Below are 19368 nucleotides of genomic sequence, written 5' to 3'. Positions count from 1 at the left end.
GTTAATATTTAAAAAGATTCAAGCACTTCCTTGCTATGGTCTTTCGCTTTGACTTTTTCATAGACTTTTTCGACTTTTCCATCTTTATCGATTTGCACGGTAGTCCTGATAATTCCCATATATTTTCTGCCATACATACTTTTTTCATCCCATGCGCCATATTTTTCGGCAACGGAATGATCTTCATCGCATAAAAGTGAAAAAGGAAGGTCAAATTTCTTGATGAATTTTTGGTGTGATTGTTCACCATCGGGGCTTACACCCAATATGACTGTATCGTTGTCCGTATAAAGCGAGAAATCATCTCTGAAATTGCATGCTTCGACAGTACATCCGGGCGTATCATCTTTTGGATAGAAATACAAAATTACTCTCTTCCCTTTCAAACCGCTTAAACTAATATCATTTCCGTTTTGGTCTTTCAAATTGAACTCGGGAGCATTATCTCCAACAGTTAGATTCATATTTAATCCTTTCTTTATTATTTTAGCCTGCTAACAGAAACGCTTCATTTCTTATAGCGCATTTGATACATTTCTTGCACGGTTTTCCTTCTATCGGCGCAACGCACGAAAGAGTCAGTTCTAACGGAAATCGTTTACCCAACTCTATAACCTCTTTCTTATTTAAATGGTGCAGCGGAGCAATTATCTTCACTTTCCGTTTCTTTTCATTGAAAAGCTGAGCCTCTAAATTCAGAAAAAATTCTGCCGTACCGTCGTCAAATGGATTGTCCGCAGTAGTTCCAATGAAAATATTCAGCGAATTTTGCCCATCTTTGTAATTCAGCGCCTCCCGAATGAGGGTTTCGTTTCTATCGGGCAGCTCCAAACTTGATACACCCGCATCAGAAATCGGGAAACCCTCTCCGCCATAAACCCAATCCGGATAATTTTGATTCGTACGGGTTTTTATTATCACCATATTTTCTGAAAACCCTGTTTCAAGAGCTTCCAGATAGTTTTTTGCCGCTTTGATTTCAGCATCTTCCCATCGCGTGCCGATAGAAACATAAACCGGTGTTGGATTCAGTCCCTCTTCAACAGCTTTTCCGACCATTACTGAACTTTCAATTCCCCCGCTGTACAATATCCTGAGCTCCGCCTCTTTATCAAAATCAAAAAATGGATTTTTGAAAGACTTTTGCATCTTTTTCTTCTTCCGAATTAATTCAGGAACTGATCATCGACAGGAATTCCATTCTCGTTTTCGGGTCCGTTTTAAAATTGCCAAGCATGGAATTGGTCACAGCTACAGCGTTTTGTTTTTCTACACCTCTCATAACTGTACAAAGGTGAGTAGCTTCAATGGTTACAGCCACTCCAAGTGGATTTATTGCTGACTGAACCGCTTCGGCTATTTGAGTTGTCAAGCGTTCCTGAACTTGCAATCGTCGGGCGAATATTTCCACAATTCTCGGTATTTTACTCAAGCCTATTATCTTTTTATTCGGAATATACGCAACGTGGCATTTTCCGAAAAACGGTAATAAATGATGTTCACATAGGCTGTACAAATCAATATCTTTTACGATTATCATTTCATCAAATTTTTCTGTGAAAATCGCACCGTTCAATACTTCTTCTACACTTTCATTGTAGCCTTTAGTCAAAAATTTCAGCGATTTTGATACTCTTGAAGGTGTTTTCAGCAATCCTTCCCGGTTAGGGTCTTCACCTATAATTTCTAATAATTCTTTTATTAGGTTTTCCACTTTTCCTTCTTCCTATTGATTTTTCATTTAATCGAACAGTTTTTCTATCTTTCACTTCTTTTTACGCTAATTATGATAATGTAAACCGTCTTACATTAAATTAAGGAGTTAAATATTATTTTACTATCGCTTTATTTATATTCATCTATTGGAACTAAATAGGCTTGACAGAGTTGAACTTTCTGAATATATTTGCTCACACATATTGAGGAAAAGCCAAGAAAATAGTTACAGAATTTTATCTATAATAAGGATCAGTTATGGGAATGTATAATATTCTGCGCGGCTTTTCAAATTTATCCGATTGCTTCGGGGTAGAATCGAAAACCAACTTTTATCTTTTCACGGAAAATAAGTAATCCAAATGCCTGCGCTTATTATCCTTGCTCTTTTACAGTTTGCATCCGACGGCTCCACTCCTGCGACCCAGTCGGAAAATCTGAACAGAAAACCTTCAACTATAAAAACTTCTGAAAGGGGACTGAGCATAACTCTCAGGCCTGTATTCAATGAAAACAAACTTAATTCCCGAACGCTTGATATTTCGTTCCAGGGAGAATCTGAAATTACCGGTTCCCCCGGCGAGATCGCCCTGCCTGCGGCGGTTTATACCTTTGGAGTTCCAGACGGAGCAGTTCCAAGGATAACAGGTGTAAGTAAAAGTGGTGGTAAAACATTAAAAGGTATTCCGGCTCGTCACCCTAATTCGATAAGCAGATCAACCGGAGTCCCCGTTTTTTTCATGGATAAAAGCAATATTAATTCTAATAGCATCCCGAAGATTAATTTGGTCACAATTAAAGACGTGGGTTATTTCCGGCAGCAACGGATTTTTCAGGTTATTATCCACCCGTACGAGGTTTCCGCTTCATCTGACGGAATAAATCTTTTTAATGAGATTTCAGTCGAAATATCCTTCGGTGACATACCTTCAGCCAAAAAAAGTATTCAACGGATTTCCTCAGCCGAAGAAGAGATATACAGCGCCGCTATCGTCAATTTTAATCAGTCGAAAGATTGGCTTGTGGAGAACAAAAGATATTCTCCATTTAACAAAACAGTCTCTTTCGGTCCGGGAGATTGGTATAAAATGACTCTATTAAATGACGGTATATATAAGTTAACGACTGATGACCTAAGTTCATTTGGTATAAATCTGAATAACATCGATTTAAATCGTCTAAAAATCTATTCACCCTATTTCGGCGGTAGAGTAATGAACGGAAAAATCGGAGCTGTAGTAACTGATAACCTAATTGAAATCCCGGCATGGAGACAGGATAATAATTCAGACGGTAATTTTGATTCAAACGATGAAGTTATATTTTACGGTAAGGGCGCCTCCGGTTTCGAATTCAATAGCCTGAAGAATCAGATTAGGTTTTCTCAAAATCCGTATTCAAACTTATCATTTTATTGGCTAAACGTTGCGCCTACCGGCTCCTCGCCCGGAAAAGAGATGATAACGACTCCCTCAACAGCCGGTATTCCTGATTCGGACATATCGCAATACGAAGCATTCTACCATCAGGAAGATGAGTTCATTAATTTTCTCCGAACCGGAACAGGTTTTTTTGGAGTAAGCCTTACCGGTATTTCCGATTTTCAGGAGTACCCAATAATGTTAAATGATGTGGTCAGTTCGCAAAATAGTAAGTTTTCTATGCGAACCCGCAGCGGTATAGAAGATGCATCTTTTGGAGGCAGGTTTATACTTAGCCTCGATGGCACGCAATTACTTTCTACAAGTATTGTTAGTAACTATAGAGTAAATTTTCGGCGAAAAACGGTGTCTAACAGCCCTCTGAAATCAGGAGTGAATAGATTCATATTAGCATATGAGGGTGTTGATTCTCCTTCCAAGGGGTTTTTAGATTGGTTTGAGATTAGATATACCAGATTAATGAAGGCTGAGTCGGATATACTTCATTTTTTCACCTCCTCCGATAGCGGTTTAATGAAATATAATGCATCAGGATTTTCTTCAAACGATGTGAACATATTCAATATTTCCAATATCGGAGAGACCTATAAAATTTCCCCTACTACCATTTCATCTTCAAGCATAATCTGGCAGGAACAGGTGAATCCGGGTATGCGAAATGAATATTACGTTTCAGCGTCTTCAGCATATTTATCCGTATCGGAGATTACCAAAGTTGACGGACTTGGCACTCCGAGGGCAAGAATCAGCGGTATTCAGGCAGATTACATTATCGTTACTCACAAAGATTTCAGAGAATCCGCCGACCAATTGGCTGATTATAGAAGTTTTGAAGCCAAACCGGATGACCGGCTTAAAACGATTGTAATTGATATTGACGACATAATAAATGAATTTAGCGCCGGACAGATTGACCCTATGGCTCTCAGATATTTTTTCAAGCACGCTTATGAAAACTGGAATGCTCCTAAACCCAGCTTTGCTCTCCTCTTCGGCGACGGTGATTACGATTATCGAAATATCACAGGTGAGTCGACAAATTTTATACTTACATATCAACTTATTGATGACACTTCTACAACTACAACTCATATCAGTTTCATAGACTCTCGGGCAGCGGATGACCATTTTGCATTTATATCAGGCACAGACAGAAAAGCTGATATTTCTCTCGGAAGGATAGTATCAAGAACTCCGGAAGATGCCGCTAACTTTGTGGAAAAGCTGATTTTATACGAGTCCGAACCAATTTTCGGAAACTGGAAAAATACCGTCACCATTGTTGCCGATGATCTGTTTCGACCATCGAAAAATCCGGAGACAAATCACATCAGAGATTCGGAAGATAAGATCATAAAAACGCTTCCGCAGAGTAGTGATATCAGAAAAATATATATGACCGAATTTAAAGTTGAAACTGATGCCGCAGTATTCGGAGTAAGAAAACCGGATGCCACTTCGGCTCTTTTGGAGCAATTAAACAGGGGAACGACGTTTCTCATTTACATAGGTCATGGAGGGCCCACCGTATTAGCGCAAGAGCGACTTCTGACAAGCGAACGCGACTTAAATATTATTAACACAGGACAAAAACTTCCCATTTGGGTGGCGGGAACTTGTGAATTCGGAAGATATGATGACCCGAATATCCAATCAATGGCTGAGGATCTCCTCGTCCAAAAGCAGAATGGCGCTATTGGAATGTTCGCGGCATCTCGACTTGTATATTCGGGACCGAATGCTACCATAACTGCGAAATTCTTTAATATGTTACTTCCGGAACAACCTTTCTCAAGTAATGCGCCGCGTGTAGGTGCGGCGCTTTTAGCCACAAAACTTGCCCGCTCCGATGACAGTAACGATCAAAAATATCATTATCTTGGAGATCCGACTATGCGGGTAGCATTACCTCAGGGGCGCGCTACCATAGAAAGCATAGACCCTCCTGTTTTGCAGGCTCTCGGCAAAGCAAGCATACGCGGTAAAATTCTTGATAAAAACGGTAACATTTTGAATCTCGGATCGGTCTCTGTCGCCGTAAATGTATTTGATTCCGAAAAATCAGTGACACGATCAGAAACACATAATGGCGTTACAGGTTCAATCAGTTATAAATTGCCGGGTCCTCGTATATTCAGCGGACCTGTAAGCGCTACCGCCGGAAGCTATGAAAGCTCGTTTATCGTTCCGCGTGACATCAGCTATGGCGGTAACAGCGGTAAGACCATAATATATTGGTGGGACGAAGCCTCCGGATTGGATGGAGCGGGAGCGATTGGTAATATAGAATACGATGGAACTGCGGCTGCCACCGCGGATAACCTTGGACCTGAAATATCTGTCGGATTTCAGGGTCTGTTTTTTCGACCCGGAGATATAGTGCCACAGGACGCCTTGCTCGAAATATCTTTAAATGATGAGAATGGAATAAATTTGGCGGAAGAAGTCGGTCACAAAATCACTTTGACAATTGATGAAGATTTCAATAATAAGTTTAATATTACACAGTTCTTTGAATATGATATTGACAGTTATCAAAAAGGTAACATCAGCTATCCCTTGCCGATTCTTGACGCCGGAGAGCACTCTCTCACCGTAAAAGCTTGGGATAGTTACAATAATTTTACCGAGGAATCGGTTGTTTTCAATATCGCCACAAGCGATGAGCTTTCTATCGAGCGTGTTTATAATTACCCGAATCCAATGTCAACCTCCACGGACTTTACCTATTTTCTAAGTCAGCCGGTTGAAGAAATAGAGATTAATATTTATACCGTAGCAGGCAGGCTCATTCGAAAAATAAATGATTTCTCTTCTGTTTCTATCGGCTTTCAAAAAATAAGGTGGGACGGCAGAGACGAAGTAGGCGACCGGCTCGCAAATGGCGTTTATATCTACAGATTAAGAGTGAAATCTTCCTTCACGGGCCAATGGGTCGAGGTAATTGAAAAATTGGCAATAGCCCGGTAACTGATATTTATCACACCGTTAAATTTTATACGAAAGAAGGATGTCACCTGTGCGACGTGGCTCTGAATATAATTGAGCATGCAGCTGAAGAAGCGGACTTCCAATTCAGCTCCATTGATATTACTCAAGACGAAGAACTTATGAAGAAATTCGATATTGAAATCCCTGTTATCGAAATTGACGGGGAGATCGCTTTCAAGCATAAAATCAACAAGAAGAAACTTCTACGAATCTTAAAAAGTTAATTCTGTTTCAATGCTACTAAAAATTAATCGCCGACTCGTTCTTGCATCAGAGTCACCACGACGACTACAACTTCTTAGGCAGATAGGCTTGGAACCTGAAGTTATTCCTCCGAAGATCAATGAAGATGAGGTAACGGATTCATCGATAATCCACTTAATTCAGAAATTGGCGGAATCAAAAGGAAGGTCAATTGCCGAGAAAGTTGAGGATGGCATTATAATCAGCGCGGATACAATCGTGGCATTGGGGGACAGAGTAATCGGGAAACCTGCCGGCCGGGACGAAGCGATAAATATGTTGAGAGAACTCAGCGGGAAAATGCACACCGTTTTAACGGCGATTTTTATATTGTCAACTCCCTCATCATATTCTATCACAGATTATGTGCAGACTAAAGTTTATTTCAGGGCGCTCAGCGAAAAAGAGATTATGTTATACGTTGATACGGCAAAACCGCTTGATAAAGCCGGAGCTTATGGGATTCAAGACTCGGGAGCGTTATTTGTTCAAAAAATAGAAGGCTGTTATAATAATGTAATGGGATTCCCGCTTACCCGCTTTTATGAGATGATGATCGATCCTGACAATCGGAAGCGACTGAGTTTAAGCGAATAACTTTTCTTGGCTTTAGCAGTTCATTCATTTTTACAAACAGCGTAAAGATCCATTGAATTTTCAACGTTGTCTCGAACCGTTCTAAACTTTGTCATTCCTAATGATTTGGAGACTTGTTTTTTAATAATACTGCTCCTCCTGAACCAAGCGCCTATTTTATACAATGGGAGTTTTCGTATCATTTTCATTAAAGTACCCTGAGATTTGTAGGTGTGCCCGAATATCTCAAAGGACTCAAATGATTTTCTTAATAGATCCTCAAGATCGTCATATCCCATCTCATTTATATGAAATGGATTACCAAATTTCCTCTTTGCGGAGTCAGTGACGTTTGGCGTTGAAATAATTATTAAACCGGAGGGTTTTACAACCCTCTTCAGCTCTTCAATAAATTTTAAAGAATCAGAAATATGCTCTATGACCTGGAATGTGATGGCTACATCAAAAGAATCAGTTCCAATAGATAATAATAAAGCATTTGAGTTTATGAATGAGTTGTTCTCAGTAGCAAAATTATCATTACAATATTTGACGGCAGATAAATCATAATCTAAGCCGACTACGAATTTAGCAGTTTCTGAACAAATTTTTACGCCATATCCTGTGCCGCATCCAACATCTAAGACGATCTTATCAGTTACATATTGTAGTGTTTCTTCATAAGCATATTTGTGATGTTCATAAACTACGCTTAATTCCCCTTTTTGAGGGGGAATCATCCGTTCGCCTGTGTCTTCTAAATTATTTGACGTAATACTATCCAAGATAAATCAATGTAATTTATAGTAACTTATGCATGCGAAGCCGATCAGAATCTTTTTGTGCACAGGTTGGTGACAATGGAGCCCTATTGCAAGATTAGCCTTCCCCACTTTTGTTCTTTACTGATACCTTCTTAAATTATTTTCTTTGGAAAAAGAGAAATTCGCCTTTATTACGCCTTGCAGAGGTAATCTTTCCAGTTCTTTATCTTCTGATTTCAATCTGATAAAGAAATAAAATTTTTCATCCAAATTCATACTCAAATCATCCATAGGTATCTTAATTTCAATAAACTCTTGAAATGCAACCTTCCCTTCTGATAGTTCCTTTTGCACATTATGGGAGACCAATTGAATCTTTCCCGTATTTTCTGAAAGAGGGATACTTATTACGACTTCAATTGGTTTTACAACGCATAGTTCTATTCTGACCGATTCTTCGGTTGATTTCAAAATTCCCATATCTCCATCAAGCCTCAGATAGATATAATCAGTGTCAAAGCCATATTTGACCCCCTTTATTATATGAGAAGCGTGATTACCCGTGCTTTCTTCTAATTTGAGGTGCCCTGCATACTGCCATTCATCGCTTTCGGTTTCTATTCCATCTATCTCCGGAGAAAATTCAGCTTCGGGCGGAGCCTCTTCTTCGGAGATACTTGATTCAAGGGGTTCCGATATACCGTCCGGCACGGGCAGATTCAGATAGGAGTAAACCTTCTGCAAATGAGCTCTGAACAGATTATCAAACAAGATGGAATGTGATAAAAAACGGTTCTTTCCATACCACCAGAACCAATCAGCGCCTTCAGCGGCCATTAAATGTTTATGCGCAGCGTTATACATTCCCTTAAACGGTTCTTTATCCACGTTATCCATCTGCTTTGCTTCTTTCAGAACTTCTCTCGCTTCGGCAAGAACATCCCATGCCCTATTGGTTTGCTCCTGACCTATCCAGGAATTAAAATTGCAATCCACACTTGAACCGGGGGAGAGCGTTTCCAGCTGCTGAATATCAGCGGTGTTTTTAAGGTATTCATCAAATGAGATCGTTTTTAAGGTGTCAGATTCGCTCAATACGGAGAAGAGCTCGTTAAAAAACAGGTAACCATTCTTAGGATAATATTCCCAACTATTTTCACCGTCCAAGACTATCGTTACAAGGTATTCCGTTTCGTCACCGGAAAGAGATTCTCGGATTTCCTCCAAATTCCGTATCAGTTCCTTTACCGCTTGCTCCGGCGAAAGCTTCGAATAATTGAATGATATTGCATCGGATAATTCAGAAGATCTAAAAAATAGCGCTGGACAATTTTCAATTCCGTTAATCTTGTGTGCTTGGTATTTTTTTTCATCGGACATCTGTTCCTTAAGCGTGTGACTCAACACCTGATCGTCACTTATCAACCATTTAAGACCTTCTTTCGCTGCATGCTCAAGAGTTTCATAACATACTGATCCTTCAGGCAGCCACATTCCGTTCGGGATATCGCCAAACCGTGTATTGCAAAAATTCAATGCGCTATGTATCTGATATAATGCATCTTCGGGATGAGCGAAATGAAGTGATGATTCATCACAATAACGATCAGCGATTTTACCGTAATCGTTGTCTATCAGAAGCGGCAGTATTGGATTATAGTATGGTGACATAGCTAATTCCGCTTGCCCGGAATCTGATAATTCATTGAACATTGGAATAATTTGCTTCAAAACATCACTGTGAACAGCTAAGATTATTTCCTTATCATTCTCTGTAAACTTATCGGTTTTTGTCAATAGATCCCGGATAGATTCTGTTTGGATTATATCCCAACCACTCCAGCTGAGCAGGTGAAGAACCTGAGCGTCAAGCAGCTCGCCGTCCGAAGTTTGTTCAACAGCCTTTTCAACCCCGTACGCTTGGACCCTTTCGGCCCAGATATTGCTTAATTTATTCCATCCGGGAAAATCAATTCCTGATTTGGTAGAATAGAGATCAAAAATATTGGATAATAGAAATTCTTTTTCTTCAAGGTTCATTTTGCCGGGGTCTTTTATCGTAAGCTGCTGAAACCTGTCCTGATATTCGTTATCTGAATATTCTTTTAGCTGCTCAAGAAGGGAAGAACTAAAACTGAATGTAACTCTGATGTTTGGATATTGTTTTAAGAGCGACCCGATATTCAGGTAATCCCGCGCTGCATGAAGCCTCACCCAAGGCTGCGAATTTGTCATATCATCCGGAGCGGCATAGTAAGGTTGGTGATAGTGAATAAGAAAAGCTATGTTCAAACGACCCTTCATAAGCTATCAGCCAAGTTAATCGGTATTGATATAATCGTCATCATATATTTTATATTTGACTCTCAATAAAGGGTTCAGTATTATTCATCTTTCATACACGGAGTAATCGTTTTAATGGCAAATTTCTATGAAGAGTTACGCGAAAGCAGACTTGCACGAGGTCTCTCAATTGAGGATATCGCAAGCGTTACCAAAATAAATCCGATATACCTGCACGCTGTTGAATCCGGCGAATATGAAGTGTTGCCTGAACCGTATATTGTACTTTTCATCAGAGCTTATGCCAAAGAAATAGGGATGGATCCTGATGATGCAGCCAGGAGATATCGCCTCTTCAGGGCGGCGGAACAATTACCAAAGGAAAAACGCAGAGCCAGACGCGAGCTTGCCGAAGGCGATACTAAATCCGGCGACGACTCAGATTCAAAATTTACACCGCGACTTATGTGGGCTGGAATTGTCATAGTTTTCGGAATATTATTGGTCTCTGTAAAATTTTGCGGTGTTGAAGAACCGATAAAAACTTCTTTTGAAGAATCCGTAGAGAGTGGGGATGTTTCGTCCTCCGATAAGTCATCTATTATTTCTGACACCTTAGCCGCCGCAGATTCCGTTGTTTCCGATTCTATAGATGCTGTAGAGTTCGTTACTCCCGTCCCAATGTCCCTGCGGATTATGTCTATGGACAGCGTGCGCGTTCGGGTCGTAGTTATTACCGATGATGGAGAACCCGATGATATTACTTTCCAAAGACTTGGAGAGGAACGTACCTGGAAGGCTAACGACCAATTTTCTTTGAGAATCAGTAAAACCAGATCTGTCGCTATCTATCTTGATGAACAATTACTCCCTCCCTTAGGACCGAGAAATACATGGGTCAGCAGGGCTATAATCAATAAAGAAGGCATCGTTAAAAAACAAACAATTCTTCGCGCAAGAAATTAAGCGCTTCCCGCTGACAGCGAATGAAGCTTTGTGATCAGGTCCACCACTCTGCAAGCATAACCCATTTCATTATCATACCATGCCGATACTTTAATGAATTTATCATCCATTGCGCGAGTCAAACCGGCGTCAAATATGGCAGAATTAACGTTTCCTGTAATATCCACAGAAACAATGGGATCTTCCGTATACTCGATAATCCCTTTCATTTCGCCTTCCGCTGCTTCCTTCATAACTTTATTTATCTCTTCAACAGTTGTTGATTTTTCTATTACAAATATCAGGTCAACGATAGAACCGTCAGGAATTGGAACTCTGAAGGACATTCCGTCAATTTTTCCGGCAAGGCTCGGAAGAACAACTCCAAGTGTTTTGGCAGCTCCTGTGGAAGTAGGAATTATCGAAAGTGATGCAGCCCTTGCTCTTCGCATATCCGGATGAGGAGAGTCTAACAGCTTTTGATCCATCGTGTAAGCGTGTATCGTACTTAGAAATCCTTTCTTGATATTAAATGCTTCATGGATGACTTTTGTGACAGACGCCGCGCAATTTGTTGTGCAAGAGGCGTTGGAGACAATTTTCTCGTCACCTGTCAATATATCATCGTTAACACCGAGAACTATAGTTGCATCTATATCGTCTTTAGGAGGAACTGTAAGAATGACCTTTTTCGCGCCTGCGCTCAGATGCTTCTCCAATTGAGACCTTTCTCGAAAAAGACCGGTAGATTCAACAACTATCTCAACTCCAAGTTCTCCCCACGGAAGATTCGCCGGATCTTTTTCTGAAACCATTTTAATTTTATCGCCATCAACCGACAGATCACCATCGTCAATTATCACTTCTCCGGGATAAGTTCCGTGAACAGAATCATATTTCAGTACTGTACAAAGTTTTGAAGGATCCGTAAGGTCATTTATCGCTACAAAATCAAAATCCGCTTTACGTATGAGTTTTGCGGCTCTTACGACTGAACGTCCTATTCTGCCGAATCCGTTTATTCCCACTTTAATTGCCATATATTTTATTCCACATTTTAGTCACTCAGTTTATAATTACGAAAAAATCTAATAACTCTTTTAGGGTAACGCAAGTAAATTATTCTACTTTTTATACGATTAATAATACTTACTTCTAATTTGAGTTCCTGCCCGTTCAAGACGCGTCAGGTTTACAATTAATATTTCAGGATTCAATATCTGTCCATCTACAGGCTGCTGATGGATTTTTCTCACAACCTCCATTCCTTCAACTACTTTTCCGAAAGCCGCAAATCCCTGTCCATCCGGATTGCGATGACCTCCGAAATCAAGTTCAGGTTGGTCGCCCACACATATGAAAAACTCCGACGTAGCGGTGCCCGGTTCAAGTCTCGCCATTGAAATCGCGCCGTCTTTATGTCTGATTCCTGTTTTTAACGTGGTTTCATGCTCAATCGGCGGATACATTTCCTCTTCCGTGGAGAGCCCGCCTTGAATCACATCAATTGTTACATCATTATCAGGTTGGTTGTCATCTCTTACAACCCTGTAAAATTTGGAATTCTTAAACACTCCGTCGTCAACGTATTTCAGAAAATTCAGAGCGGTGATGGGCGCTTTATCGAGATATATCTCAATCGTTATTTCCCCCAGCTCTGTTTCCATCTTCAACATTACCGTTTCCGAATCTGATTCACAACCCGAATTCATAAGAAAAAAAATAATTGAAAGAGACAGAGTTAATATTTTCATCAAAGTAATATTTCACCTATATTAATTTCGTTAATTATGTTAAGGCGAATTAAATTTAATCCGAAAAATTGATATTACAAGGTCTCAAACTCTTAAATTCGCGTAATTGATTAAATACTTATTCTTGTTTAACTTTACCCAACTAACTATTGACTATGAAGACTATTATTATATTATATTTAGCGGTACAATTTCTTGGAATTAGCCGATCTGATCTCTTTGCTCAGGATGTTTACACTAAATTGAAACTACGTTACCAAACCGGTGAGATAGACAAAAAAGTTTATTCTTCAAAGGTCAAATCATTGTATTCCGCATTGCAATCCGGACAATATTCCCCTGAAGCGGGAGAAAGTAATATCAAATGTCTCTTCCCTATTCAGGTTGAAGCGATAAAACATTCAAGTTCGCTCGAAAAGTCCGCTAAAACATTTGCCAAGGGCAGACCGCTGTCGCAGGCAAGTTATAAAACGGAAGAAGGACATTTTAAAATCCATTATGATACCACAGGAGTCAATGCAGTTGATACGACTAATCTCTTAGGAAATGCGGTACCGGACTGGATTTTTTATACGGGTCGCGCATATGAAAGAGGTTGGAGTATGTTTGTTGATTCACTCGGATATCAGATACCTCCCGTTGACACTATTGACGGTGATCAAATTGATGTATTCATAAGGGAGTTATCTCCTACCTTGGCTTACGGCACTACATATGCTGTCGATGATACAGGCTTCGCTCAAAATGCGCCAAGCATAACATTTATTGAGATGGATGATGATTTCAGCGAAAGCATCTATTTTTCCAACGGTTTAGACGGCATGCGCGTAACCGCTGTTCACGAACTCTTTCATGTATTCCAACTCGGGTACACTTTCAGACCAAACGATGTCTGGTTTTTTGAGCTCACAGCAACCTGGATTGAAGACCTGGGTTATGACTCAATAAACGATTATTTGCAATATATCGAGTTTTATTATTCAGATACCGATAAGGGATTACATTATACAAACGGCTTCAATGTGGCGATATTCGGGAAGTTTATTCAAGAGAATTATGATGCTCATGTAATCAGAGGCGCATGGGAAAAAATGCTTACGAACAAAGCTGAGATTGCTTTAGACCTGGCGCTTAAAGAAAATGCCGCATATGAACCCGAAGGCGGTCTGAAGGCTGCATGGGGTAAATTCGCTATCTGGAACTGGTTCACAGGAAGCAGGAAAGTACCCGGCGCATTTTTTGAAGAGGGAGAATTATATCCTGAGTTAGAACCTTACAGTGATACGACTTTCTCGGGTTCCGTACTGAATATACCGTTTTTCGGCTTAGAAGAACTCTCGTTTCGGATAAACAGGTTCATTCCCATTGATGATGCGCGAATTAAAGCGGCATTTACGGCTGCCGGAAATCCAAATGTCTGGAGTACGACTTTAACCGCCGGTCCGCCGGATATTACCTTTTTAAATCCCGGTTCAGCTGTGAATGTGAATGAAGTCAGCAATATCGAAGGATTAATTGTTGCCGTCAGTAATGGTTCGATAGAAGGAGACGGTGGATCGGTTCGAGAAACTTACAGCCTTGAAGTGGCTATCACAGGCGCTCCTCCCGCAAACCTGATTGCGCTCTATCCGAATCCATTTAAGACACAAACAGACATTACATTTGAGCTCAAAGCCGATAATACTGATATAACATTCACCGTCTATAATCTGCTCGGCCAGACTGTCCATCGGCAAACGAAGGGTTTTTTCTTGAAAGGCGAGAACAGAATAGTCTATTCGCCCGCCGATAACCTGGCCAGCGGCATTTATTTCTTCCGCATTTCGGGAGATGAAGTGGAGATTAACGGTAAGTTTACTCTTCTGCGATAATCTATGCCCGAAGCAGACAGCTTCCTCACAATTAAAGGCGATTCTGATTCGCTCCTGAAAGAAAAAGGCTCAAAATTCATCGGCTTTGCGACCCGCATCAACGATGAAAATGAGGTCAAAACGAATCTCGATCTTATACGGAAAAAATCGCGCGATGCCACACATCACTGCTACGCATACAGAATTGGTATCGGCGATGATATTCGCGCAATTTCCAGCGATGACGGAGAACCGTCGGGTTCCGCGGGCGCTCCCATGCTTGCCGTATTGGAAGGCGCCGGCTTAACTAACATATTAGCCGTGGTGACGCGCTATTACGGAGGTACTAAATTAGGCGTTGGTGGATTGGCGAGAGCTTACGGCGGTTGCGTAAAAGAACTAATCAATAATGCGGAAATCGTAGAACAGATCGCCAGAGCAAAATTAGAGGTATTAGTGGACTATAACCTCCTGAGCGCTGTGCTGAAGACCGCTTCAGCTTTCAAGGCGGAGATCAGTCAAGGCTACAAGGGAGACAAAGCTTTTGTGCAGCTGTCAGTAAGAAACAGCGAACTGGATAACCTAAGATCAGAACTCATAGACGCTACACATGGCTCTGCTATCATCAACTGACCTTTATAACCGAATTTTCTTTCAAAATTCGTTTCAGCCCCAATTCAAAGCTTGACTGTAATCAGCCGATGCTATATTATTCTTCCCGATGATCGCGGGGTGGAGCAGTCTGGTAGCTCGTTGGGCTCATAACCCAAAGGTCATAGGTTCAAATCCTATCCCCGCTACGAAAGTAATAGTACCACAATCCCTGAATTCACTTAAGAAATCAGGGATTTTTTTGTGCGGGTTAGGGCTTGCCCTGACCGCATTCAACTAATAATACTGGTGTCGGGGCAAGCCCCAACCACCACGAACCCTACCATTGTTTGATGCTGTTTAGTGACTATTAGGCTGGTTCATTTTCGCCACATTAGAATATTTTAATTAAAGATTTGATTATTTGAGTGAGGTTATCTAACCACACCTTCGTTATAATCAAGAATTGCAAGTTCGATCTGGTCAGTTAATTCAGGTATCTCGACTGTGGATGCCGGATTTATCCTTATAATATCGCCTCTTACTTCCACAGTTCTCGTATTTAACAATCCCCCTACAAAAGCGGCAATTATGATATCAACAATTTTATATTGTTCATGAATCTTCAGGTTTATTACACCATCACCTTCGTATTTCCCCACCTGTTTTTGAATAGCATTATCAATTTCCGCGTCTCTTATGGTTATTAATTGCAGAACGAGAAAGACCGCTTTCGTATCATATTTTAGTTTTCCAACCACTTCATATTCACCAATATCCTTCGGTGTTGTCATGGAGACGAAATTTTCCAAGGAATGTGCTTCGTAAATAACACTTTCACAGCTAAAAAAGAATGATACGAATGACAAAGCTATAGTAATGATAAATGATTTCTCTTTCATGAGATTAAATCTCCATATTGAAGTTTTGATTGGATATCAAACGATCAATCACCAAGGACAGAGCCCACACTACTTGTAAATTTCACGACAGTGCCGCTAATCAGTACTGTTCTTCTCGTATAAATGCCGAGAGTAATCACTCCTAAAAATCCATCGAGAAATGTTCTCGTCGATTTAATCTCCAGGTTTATGACGCCATTACCACTCAATGTTGATACCTCTTTATCAATCAGCGCTCCAATATTCGGATGACTTGTTTTGGTTATACCCCAGAATAGCCATCCCCCCACTTTAACTACGTTGAATTCTCCCATTCGGGTATATTCGACACTTTCACCTCCTCTTCCCATCAAGATGCTTGATTCTGAGTTCCCGGAATCAAAATTCATGTGCGCACAACCGAGCGTTCCAAGTAATAGAAGTAAAAGTGAGAATTTCAATATTATGATATTTCGCATATCGACATTTCCCTTTGAAGTTATTAATTAATTGTTATTGAGTATCGTTAAATCTACTCTAATTCTATTTTTATCACAAGTATATTTCAGCTATACCTAATAGATGTGACAAAAATCAATAATAGAGCAAAAAGTAGCCCTTTAAAACCGTGGGTATCCCAATTATTGTATTAAGCAATTAAGTGTTGTTTGATGTTGTTATGTGACGTTTTGGTCGGCTCATTTTCGCCACTCCGAATATATAAATCCTGACTTGACAGTAGTGTAGCTATTTCTTTAAATATCATTAAATTATTTTGGGTTTTGAGAATCCTTTTCATCGAGTTCAATATCAAGAAGTTTAATTATATCAAATCCCATTGCCATAAATCCTGGATTCATTTTAATTCCGGGGCGCAGAGTAATCTTCTCTCCGCTCGGATGGTTAATAACGATGATTTGCTTTGCCTCCCAAGCTCCGTCGGGGTGTTGATTCATTAGATCACGCACTAACATACTATGCTCCTTGTATGATCGGTACGTGAAATTTACCTACAAATTGCTTGCCTATCAAGCCGAGAAATGACTTGAAGAATTAAATGTGTGCTTGGAATTCCAACTGATATAAAAGAATCATTGTAGTTCAACATTCCCCCGCTACAAAAGTAATAGAACCAAAATCCTTGATTTCAGTTACGAATTCAGCACTTTTTTGTGCGGGTTAGGGCCGCCGCTTGAAGCGGGATTTACTTGCCCTAACCGCCACCCAATAATTTTAGGGATTTTTCTATTTGTAGGTTAGTGTTGTTTCGTGACTTTCAGGTTGGCTCTTTTTCGCCACACTGAATTTTCTTGCTTTTTTGGTTCTTGAAAACTATCATATATTAAAGGAATAGTTAAGCAGTATTATGGAACATCTAACCTGAAAAAGGAGATAGATTAATGGGACAGCAGCAATTACTACTAATCGTACTCGGCACCATTATCGTTGGTGTTGCGGTTGTTGTGGGTATCAATATGTTCACGACAGGCGCCGTTAACGCAGAGCGAGACGCGCTTTTACAGGATGTGAATAACGTCGCATCGTCAGCAGCTTCTTATTGGCGCAAACCGGCGGCATTAGGCGGTGGAGCGAGAAGCTTTGTTGGAACAACCGATGTAATAACTTTTGGCGCTGATTCATCAAACGCCAACGGCAATTTCCTTATGTCGTCTGTTACGGCCACATCGTTCGTCCTTACAGCTACAGGCTCTAACGAAGGCGTTATTATCGTCGCCACTATTACTCAGCAGGGAGTTTCGGGCACACCGACGATCACATTACCGTAATTTACATTTTGTAAAGATTTTCTTGTTATAAGAAATCTGAATTAAAAGAGGGTAAGATCGCTAAGGTTTGCCAAGTCCCATTGGAAACCTCCTACGCGGAAGGAAATCATTCTTGCCCTCTTTTATATTTTTGTTTCTGATAAATTTTTACCGAGATATTTGATATTGTTTTGTGACGCTTTGGCCGGTTCGTTTTCGCCACACCAAATATTCATAAGAATTGTTATATATCTATAGAATTCTGATCAACAGGTTATAGAATACATATCAGCCGTAAAGCGCCGGCATTAAGACGCTTCAAATGTCTTAACAATTTCACCGAGTAATCGATTAAACGTAGCAGTATCTTCCCAGAGAAGTAAATGACCCACTCCCGACATTATTTCGACCTTGAAGGAGGAAACATAGCGTTGAGCGGCTTCAATATCTGTGGGAACAAAATCAGAGTTTATGCAGTGAATAGGAGCTTTTATCTCCCTGAGTGACTCTGTCATATCGTGTTTTATATAATTTTCCAGTACAGCTATTGCAATATCAGGTGGAGCGGCGCATCCACCATAATCAGCTCTCACTTTTTCCAGAACCTTAGTAGAATCAGCATTTGGGAGGACCATGGAAAGTAACATTGCATTTAAAGCTCCGGCAAAATCAGCACGAAACGGGGCCATGAATCCAGCAATCTGTTCATCTGTAAGTTTCGATTCCACATTATGGAAATTGTCAACCCCTACCAAACCAATAATACGTTCCGGCATAATCCGCGCAGCTTCGACTATAACTTTGTCACCCATTGAGAATCCTACAAGCACTACCTGCTCGAGACCGAGTTTCTCAACAACCGAAACCACATCCTCTCCAAAAGCTTTCATAGTCCAATCGGTACGACCATGACCGGATCCTCCGAAACCCGCAAGATCAATTGTAATAATTTTATTCTGCCGTGACAATTCCCGGATTTGCCCAATCCAGTTATTCTGACCCCAGCACCAGCCGTGAATTAAAACGATTGCCGGTGTCCCTTCACCATATACACTAAAGCTTATGGGTACACCATCTGCGGATGTAGCAACATTTTTGGATTCATCTGAACAGGCTGTTAAGACAACAAATAATAAAAGAATACTCACTAACGATAACCTTTGCAGGATTTTCATCTTATCCCCCCCGGTTGGAATTGATTCAAGATTCTAATTCATATTACTATTTTTGGATTAATAATCCAAGAAAATTAATTCATAGACACTGCGCGTTACTTTAACCATTTAATATCAACATAATATTTTCTTAAAAACACTGATATTTTCCTTGTCAAATAACAGCTATAAGGTTATCTTTATATATCACTTTTCTAATATAATATGTATTATATATATGTGAATAGCATTAGACGGAGATGCTTGGAGGGTAACAACCAAATTAATTTAATTATTCTATCTTTGTACGGAAATTGCTGATTTCAGAACGTCAGACGATTTTCGAAGAAATATCCCAAGTTCAGCCCCCCACTGCTCCATTTTTCACCCTTTTAATCTCAATAATAAACAG

General features: G+C 40.2%; 18 protein-coding genes and 1 tRNA gene. 8 read left to right on the top strand and 11 right to left on the bottom strand.

Going from position 1 to position 19368, the window contains the following annotated elements; translation table 11 throughout:
• Nucleotides 1-8: 8 nt before the first annotated feature.
• From bcp to folE, 3 genes are read right to left on the bottom strand one after another with little or no spacing between them, the layout of a single operon-like run.
• On the bottom strand, nucleotides 9-464 hold the full coding sequence (gene bcp / locus IIB39_00220) for a thioredoxin-dependent thiol peroxidase (GenBank protein MCH8927123.1): 456 nt from the start codon (nucleotides 462-464) through the stop codon (nucleotides 9-11).
• A 22-nt stretch (nucleotides 465-486) separates the two neighbouring features.
• Nucleotides 487-1149: a 7-cyano-7-deazaguanine synthase gene (locus IIB39_00215; GenBank protein MCH8927122.1), complete on the bottom strand. Its 663-nt coding sequence runs from the start codon at nucleotides 1147-1149 to the stop codon at nucleotides 487-489.
• Nucleotides 1150-1171: 22 nt separating this feature from the next.
• Nucleotides 1172-1714 (bottom strand): GTP cyclohydrolase I FolE, encoded by a 543-nt coding sequence (gene folE / locus IIB39_00210; protein ID MCH8927121.1) that lies wholly within the window; start codon nucleotides 1712-1714, stop codon nucleotides 1172-1174.
• A gap of 364 nt (nucleotides 1715-2078) precedes the next feature.
• Between folE and porU the strand changes: the two genes are divergently transcribed.
• From porU to maf, 3 genes are read left to right on the top strand one after another with little or no spacing between them, the layout of a single operon-like run.
• Nucleotides 2079-6128, top strand: a complete 4050-nt coding sequence (gene porU / locus IIB39_00205; GenBank protein MCH8927120.1) for a type IX secretion system sortase PorU — start codon at nucleotides 2079-2081, stop codon at nucleotides 6126-6128.
• Nucleotides 6129-6184: 56 nt separating this feature from the next.
• Nucleotides 6185-6373 (top strand): glutaredoxin family protein, encoded by a 189-nt coding sequence (locus IIB39_00200; protein ID MCH8927119.1) that lies wholly within the window; start codon nucleotides 6185-6187, stop codon nucleotides 6371-6373.
• Nucleotides 6374-6383: 10 nt separating this feature from the next.
• The gene (maf, locus tag IIB39_00195; GenBank protein ID MCH8927118.1) at nucleotides 6384-6989 is read left to right on the top strand and encodes a septum formation protein Maf; all 606 of its coding nucleotides are present in this window, start codon (nucleotides 6384-6386) and stop codon (nucleotides 6987-6989) included.
• A gap of 20 nt (nucleotides 6990-7009) precedes the next feature.
• Here the strand turns inward: maf and IIB39_00190 are convergent, their stop codons facing one another.
• Together IIB39_00190 and IIB39_00185 are read right to left on the bottom strand one after the other, a co-directional pair.
• Nucleotides 7010-7708 (bottom strand): class I SAM-dependent methyltransferase, encoded by a 699-nt coding sequence (locus IIB39_00190; GenBank protein ID MCH8927117.1) that lies wholly within the window; start codon nucleotides 7706-7708, stop codon nucleotides 7010-7012.
• Between the two features lie 162 nt (nucleotides 7709-7870).
• A complete protein-coding gene (locus IIB39_00185; protein ID MCH8927116.1) occupies nucleotides 7871-10036 on the bottom strand; it encodes a hypothetical protein in 2166 nt (721 codons plus the stop codon).
• 114 nt (nucleotides 10037-10150) lie between these two features.
• On the opposite strand from IIB39_00185, the gene IIB39_00180 reads away from it, so the two are divergent.
• A complete protein-coding gene (locus IIB39_00180) occupies nucleotides 10151-10981 on the top strand; it encodes a helix-turn-helix domain-containing protein (protein MCH8927115.1) in 831 nt (276 codons plus the stop codon).
• Here the strand turns inward: IIB39_00180 and gap are convergent.
• Nucleotides 10978-12000 carry a type I glyceraldehyde-3-phosphate dehydrogenase gene (gene gap, locus IIB39_00175; GenBank protein MCH8927114.1) on the bottom strand — a complete coding sequence of 341 codons (1023 nt, stop codon included), beginning with the start codon at nucleotides 11998-12000 and terminating at the stop codon, nucleotides 10978-10980. The two genes, IIB39_00180 and gap, sit on opposite strands and share 4 nt — an antisense overlap.
• Nucleotides 12001-12099: 99 nt before the next feature.
• Complete coding sequence (locus IIB39_00170; GenBank protein ID MCH8927113.1) at nucleotides 12100-12672, bottom strand: peptidylprolyl isomerase; 573 nt, start codon at nucleotides 12670-12672, stop codon at nucleotides 12100-12102.
• A gap of 284 nt (nucleotides 12673-12956) precedes the next feature.
• On the opposite strand from IIB39_00170, the gene IIB39_00165 reads away from it, so the two are divergent.
• The 3 genes from IIB39_00165 (at nucleotide 12957) to IIB39_00155 (ending at nucleotide 15364) form a co-directional block, all read left to right on the top strand.
• Nucleotides 12957-14585 carry a T9SS type A sorting domain-containing protein gene (locus IIB39_00165; GenBank protein ID MCH8927112.1) on the top strand — a complete coding sequence of 543 codons (1629 nt, stop codon included), beginning with the start codon at nucleotides 12957-12959 and terminating at the stop codon, nucleotides 14583-14585.
• 3 nt (nucleotides 14586-14588) lie between these two features.
• The gene (locus IIB39_00160; GenBank protein MCH8927111.1) at nucleotides 14589-15197 is read left to right on the top strand and encodes a YigZ family protein; all 609 of its coding nucleotides are present in this window, start codon (nucleotides 14589-14591) and stop codon (nucleotides 15195-15197) included.
• Nucleotides 15198-15290: 93 nt separating this feature from the next.
• Nucleotides 15291-15364: transfer RNA gene (locus tag IIB39_00155), tRNA-Met, on the top strand.
• A gap of 225 nt (nucleotides 15365-15589) precedes the next feature.
• On the opposite strand, the gene IIB39_00150 is transcribed toward IIB39_00155, so the two are convergent.
• From IIB39_00150 to IIB39_00140, 3 genes are all read right to left on the bottom strand, one after another.
• The gene (locus tag IIB39_00150; protein MCH8927110.1) at nucleotides 15590-15949 is read right to left on the bottom strand and encodes a hypothetical protein; all 360 of its coding nucleotides are present in this window, start codon (nucleotides 15947-15949) and stop codon (nucleotides 15590-15592) included.
• 152 nt (nucleotides 15950-16101) lie between these two features.
• Nucleotides 16102-16515, bottom strand: coding sequence for a hypothetical protein (locus IIB39_00145; GenBank protein ID MCH8927109.1), 414 nt, complete (start codon nucleotides 16513-16515; stop codon nucleotides 16102-16104).
• Nucleotides 16516-16806: 291 nt separating this feature from the next.
• Nucleotides 16807-17010, bottom strand: coding sequence for a hypothetical protein (locus IIB39_00140; GenBank protein MCH8927108.1), 204 nt, complete (start codon nucleotides 17008-17010; stop codon nucleotides 16807-16809).
• A 426-nt stretch (nucleotides 17011-17436) separates the two neighbouring features.
• On the opposite strand from IIB39_00140, the gene IIB39_00135 reads away from it, so the two are divergent.
• Nucleotides 17437-17823: a hypothetical protein gene (locus IIB39_00135; protein MCH8927107.1), complete on the top strand. Its 387-nt coding sequence runs from the start codon at nucleotides 17437-17439 to the stop codon at nucleotides 17821-17823.
• A 287-nt stretch (nucleotides 17824-18110) separates the two neighbouring features.
• Here the strand turns inward: IIB39_00135 and IIB39_00130 are convergent, their stop codons facing one another.
• Nucleotides 18111-18977, bottom strand: a complete 867-nt coding sequence (locus IIB39_00130; GenBank protein MCH8927106.1) for an alpha/beta hydrolase — start codon at nucleotides 18975-18977, stop codon at nucleotides 18111-18113.
• Nucleotides 18978-19368 lie beyond the last annotated feature (391 nt).

Source organism: Candidatus Neomarinimicrobiota bacterium, from assembly GCA_022573815.1.
Taxonomy (GTDB): Bacteria; Fidelibacterota; SORT01; order SORT01; family SORT01; genus JACZTG01.
Note: the sequence above shows the minus strand (reverse complement) of the source record. Positions and strands in the feature narration are given on the sequence as shown.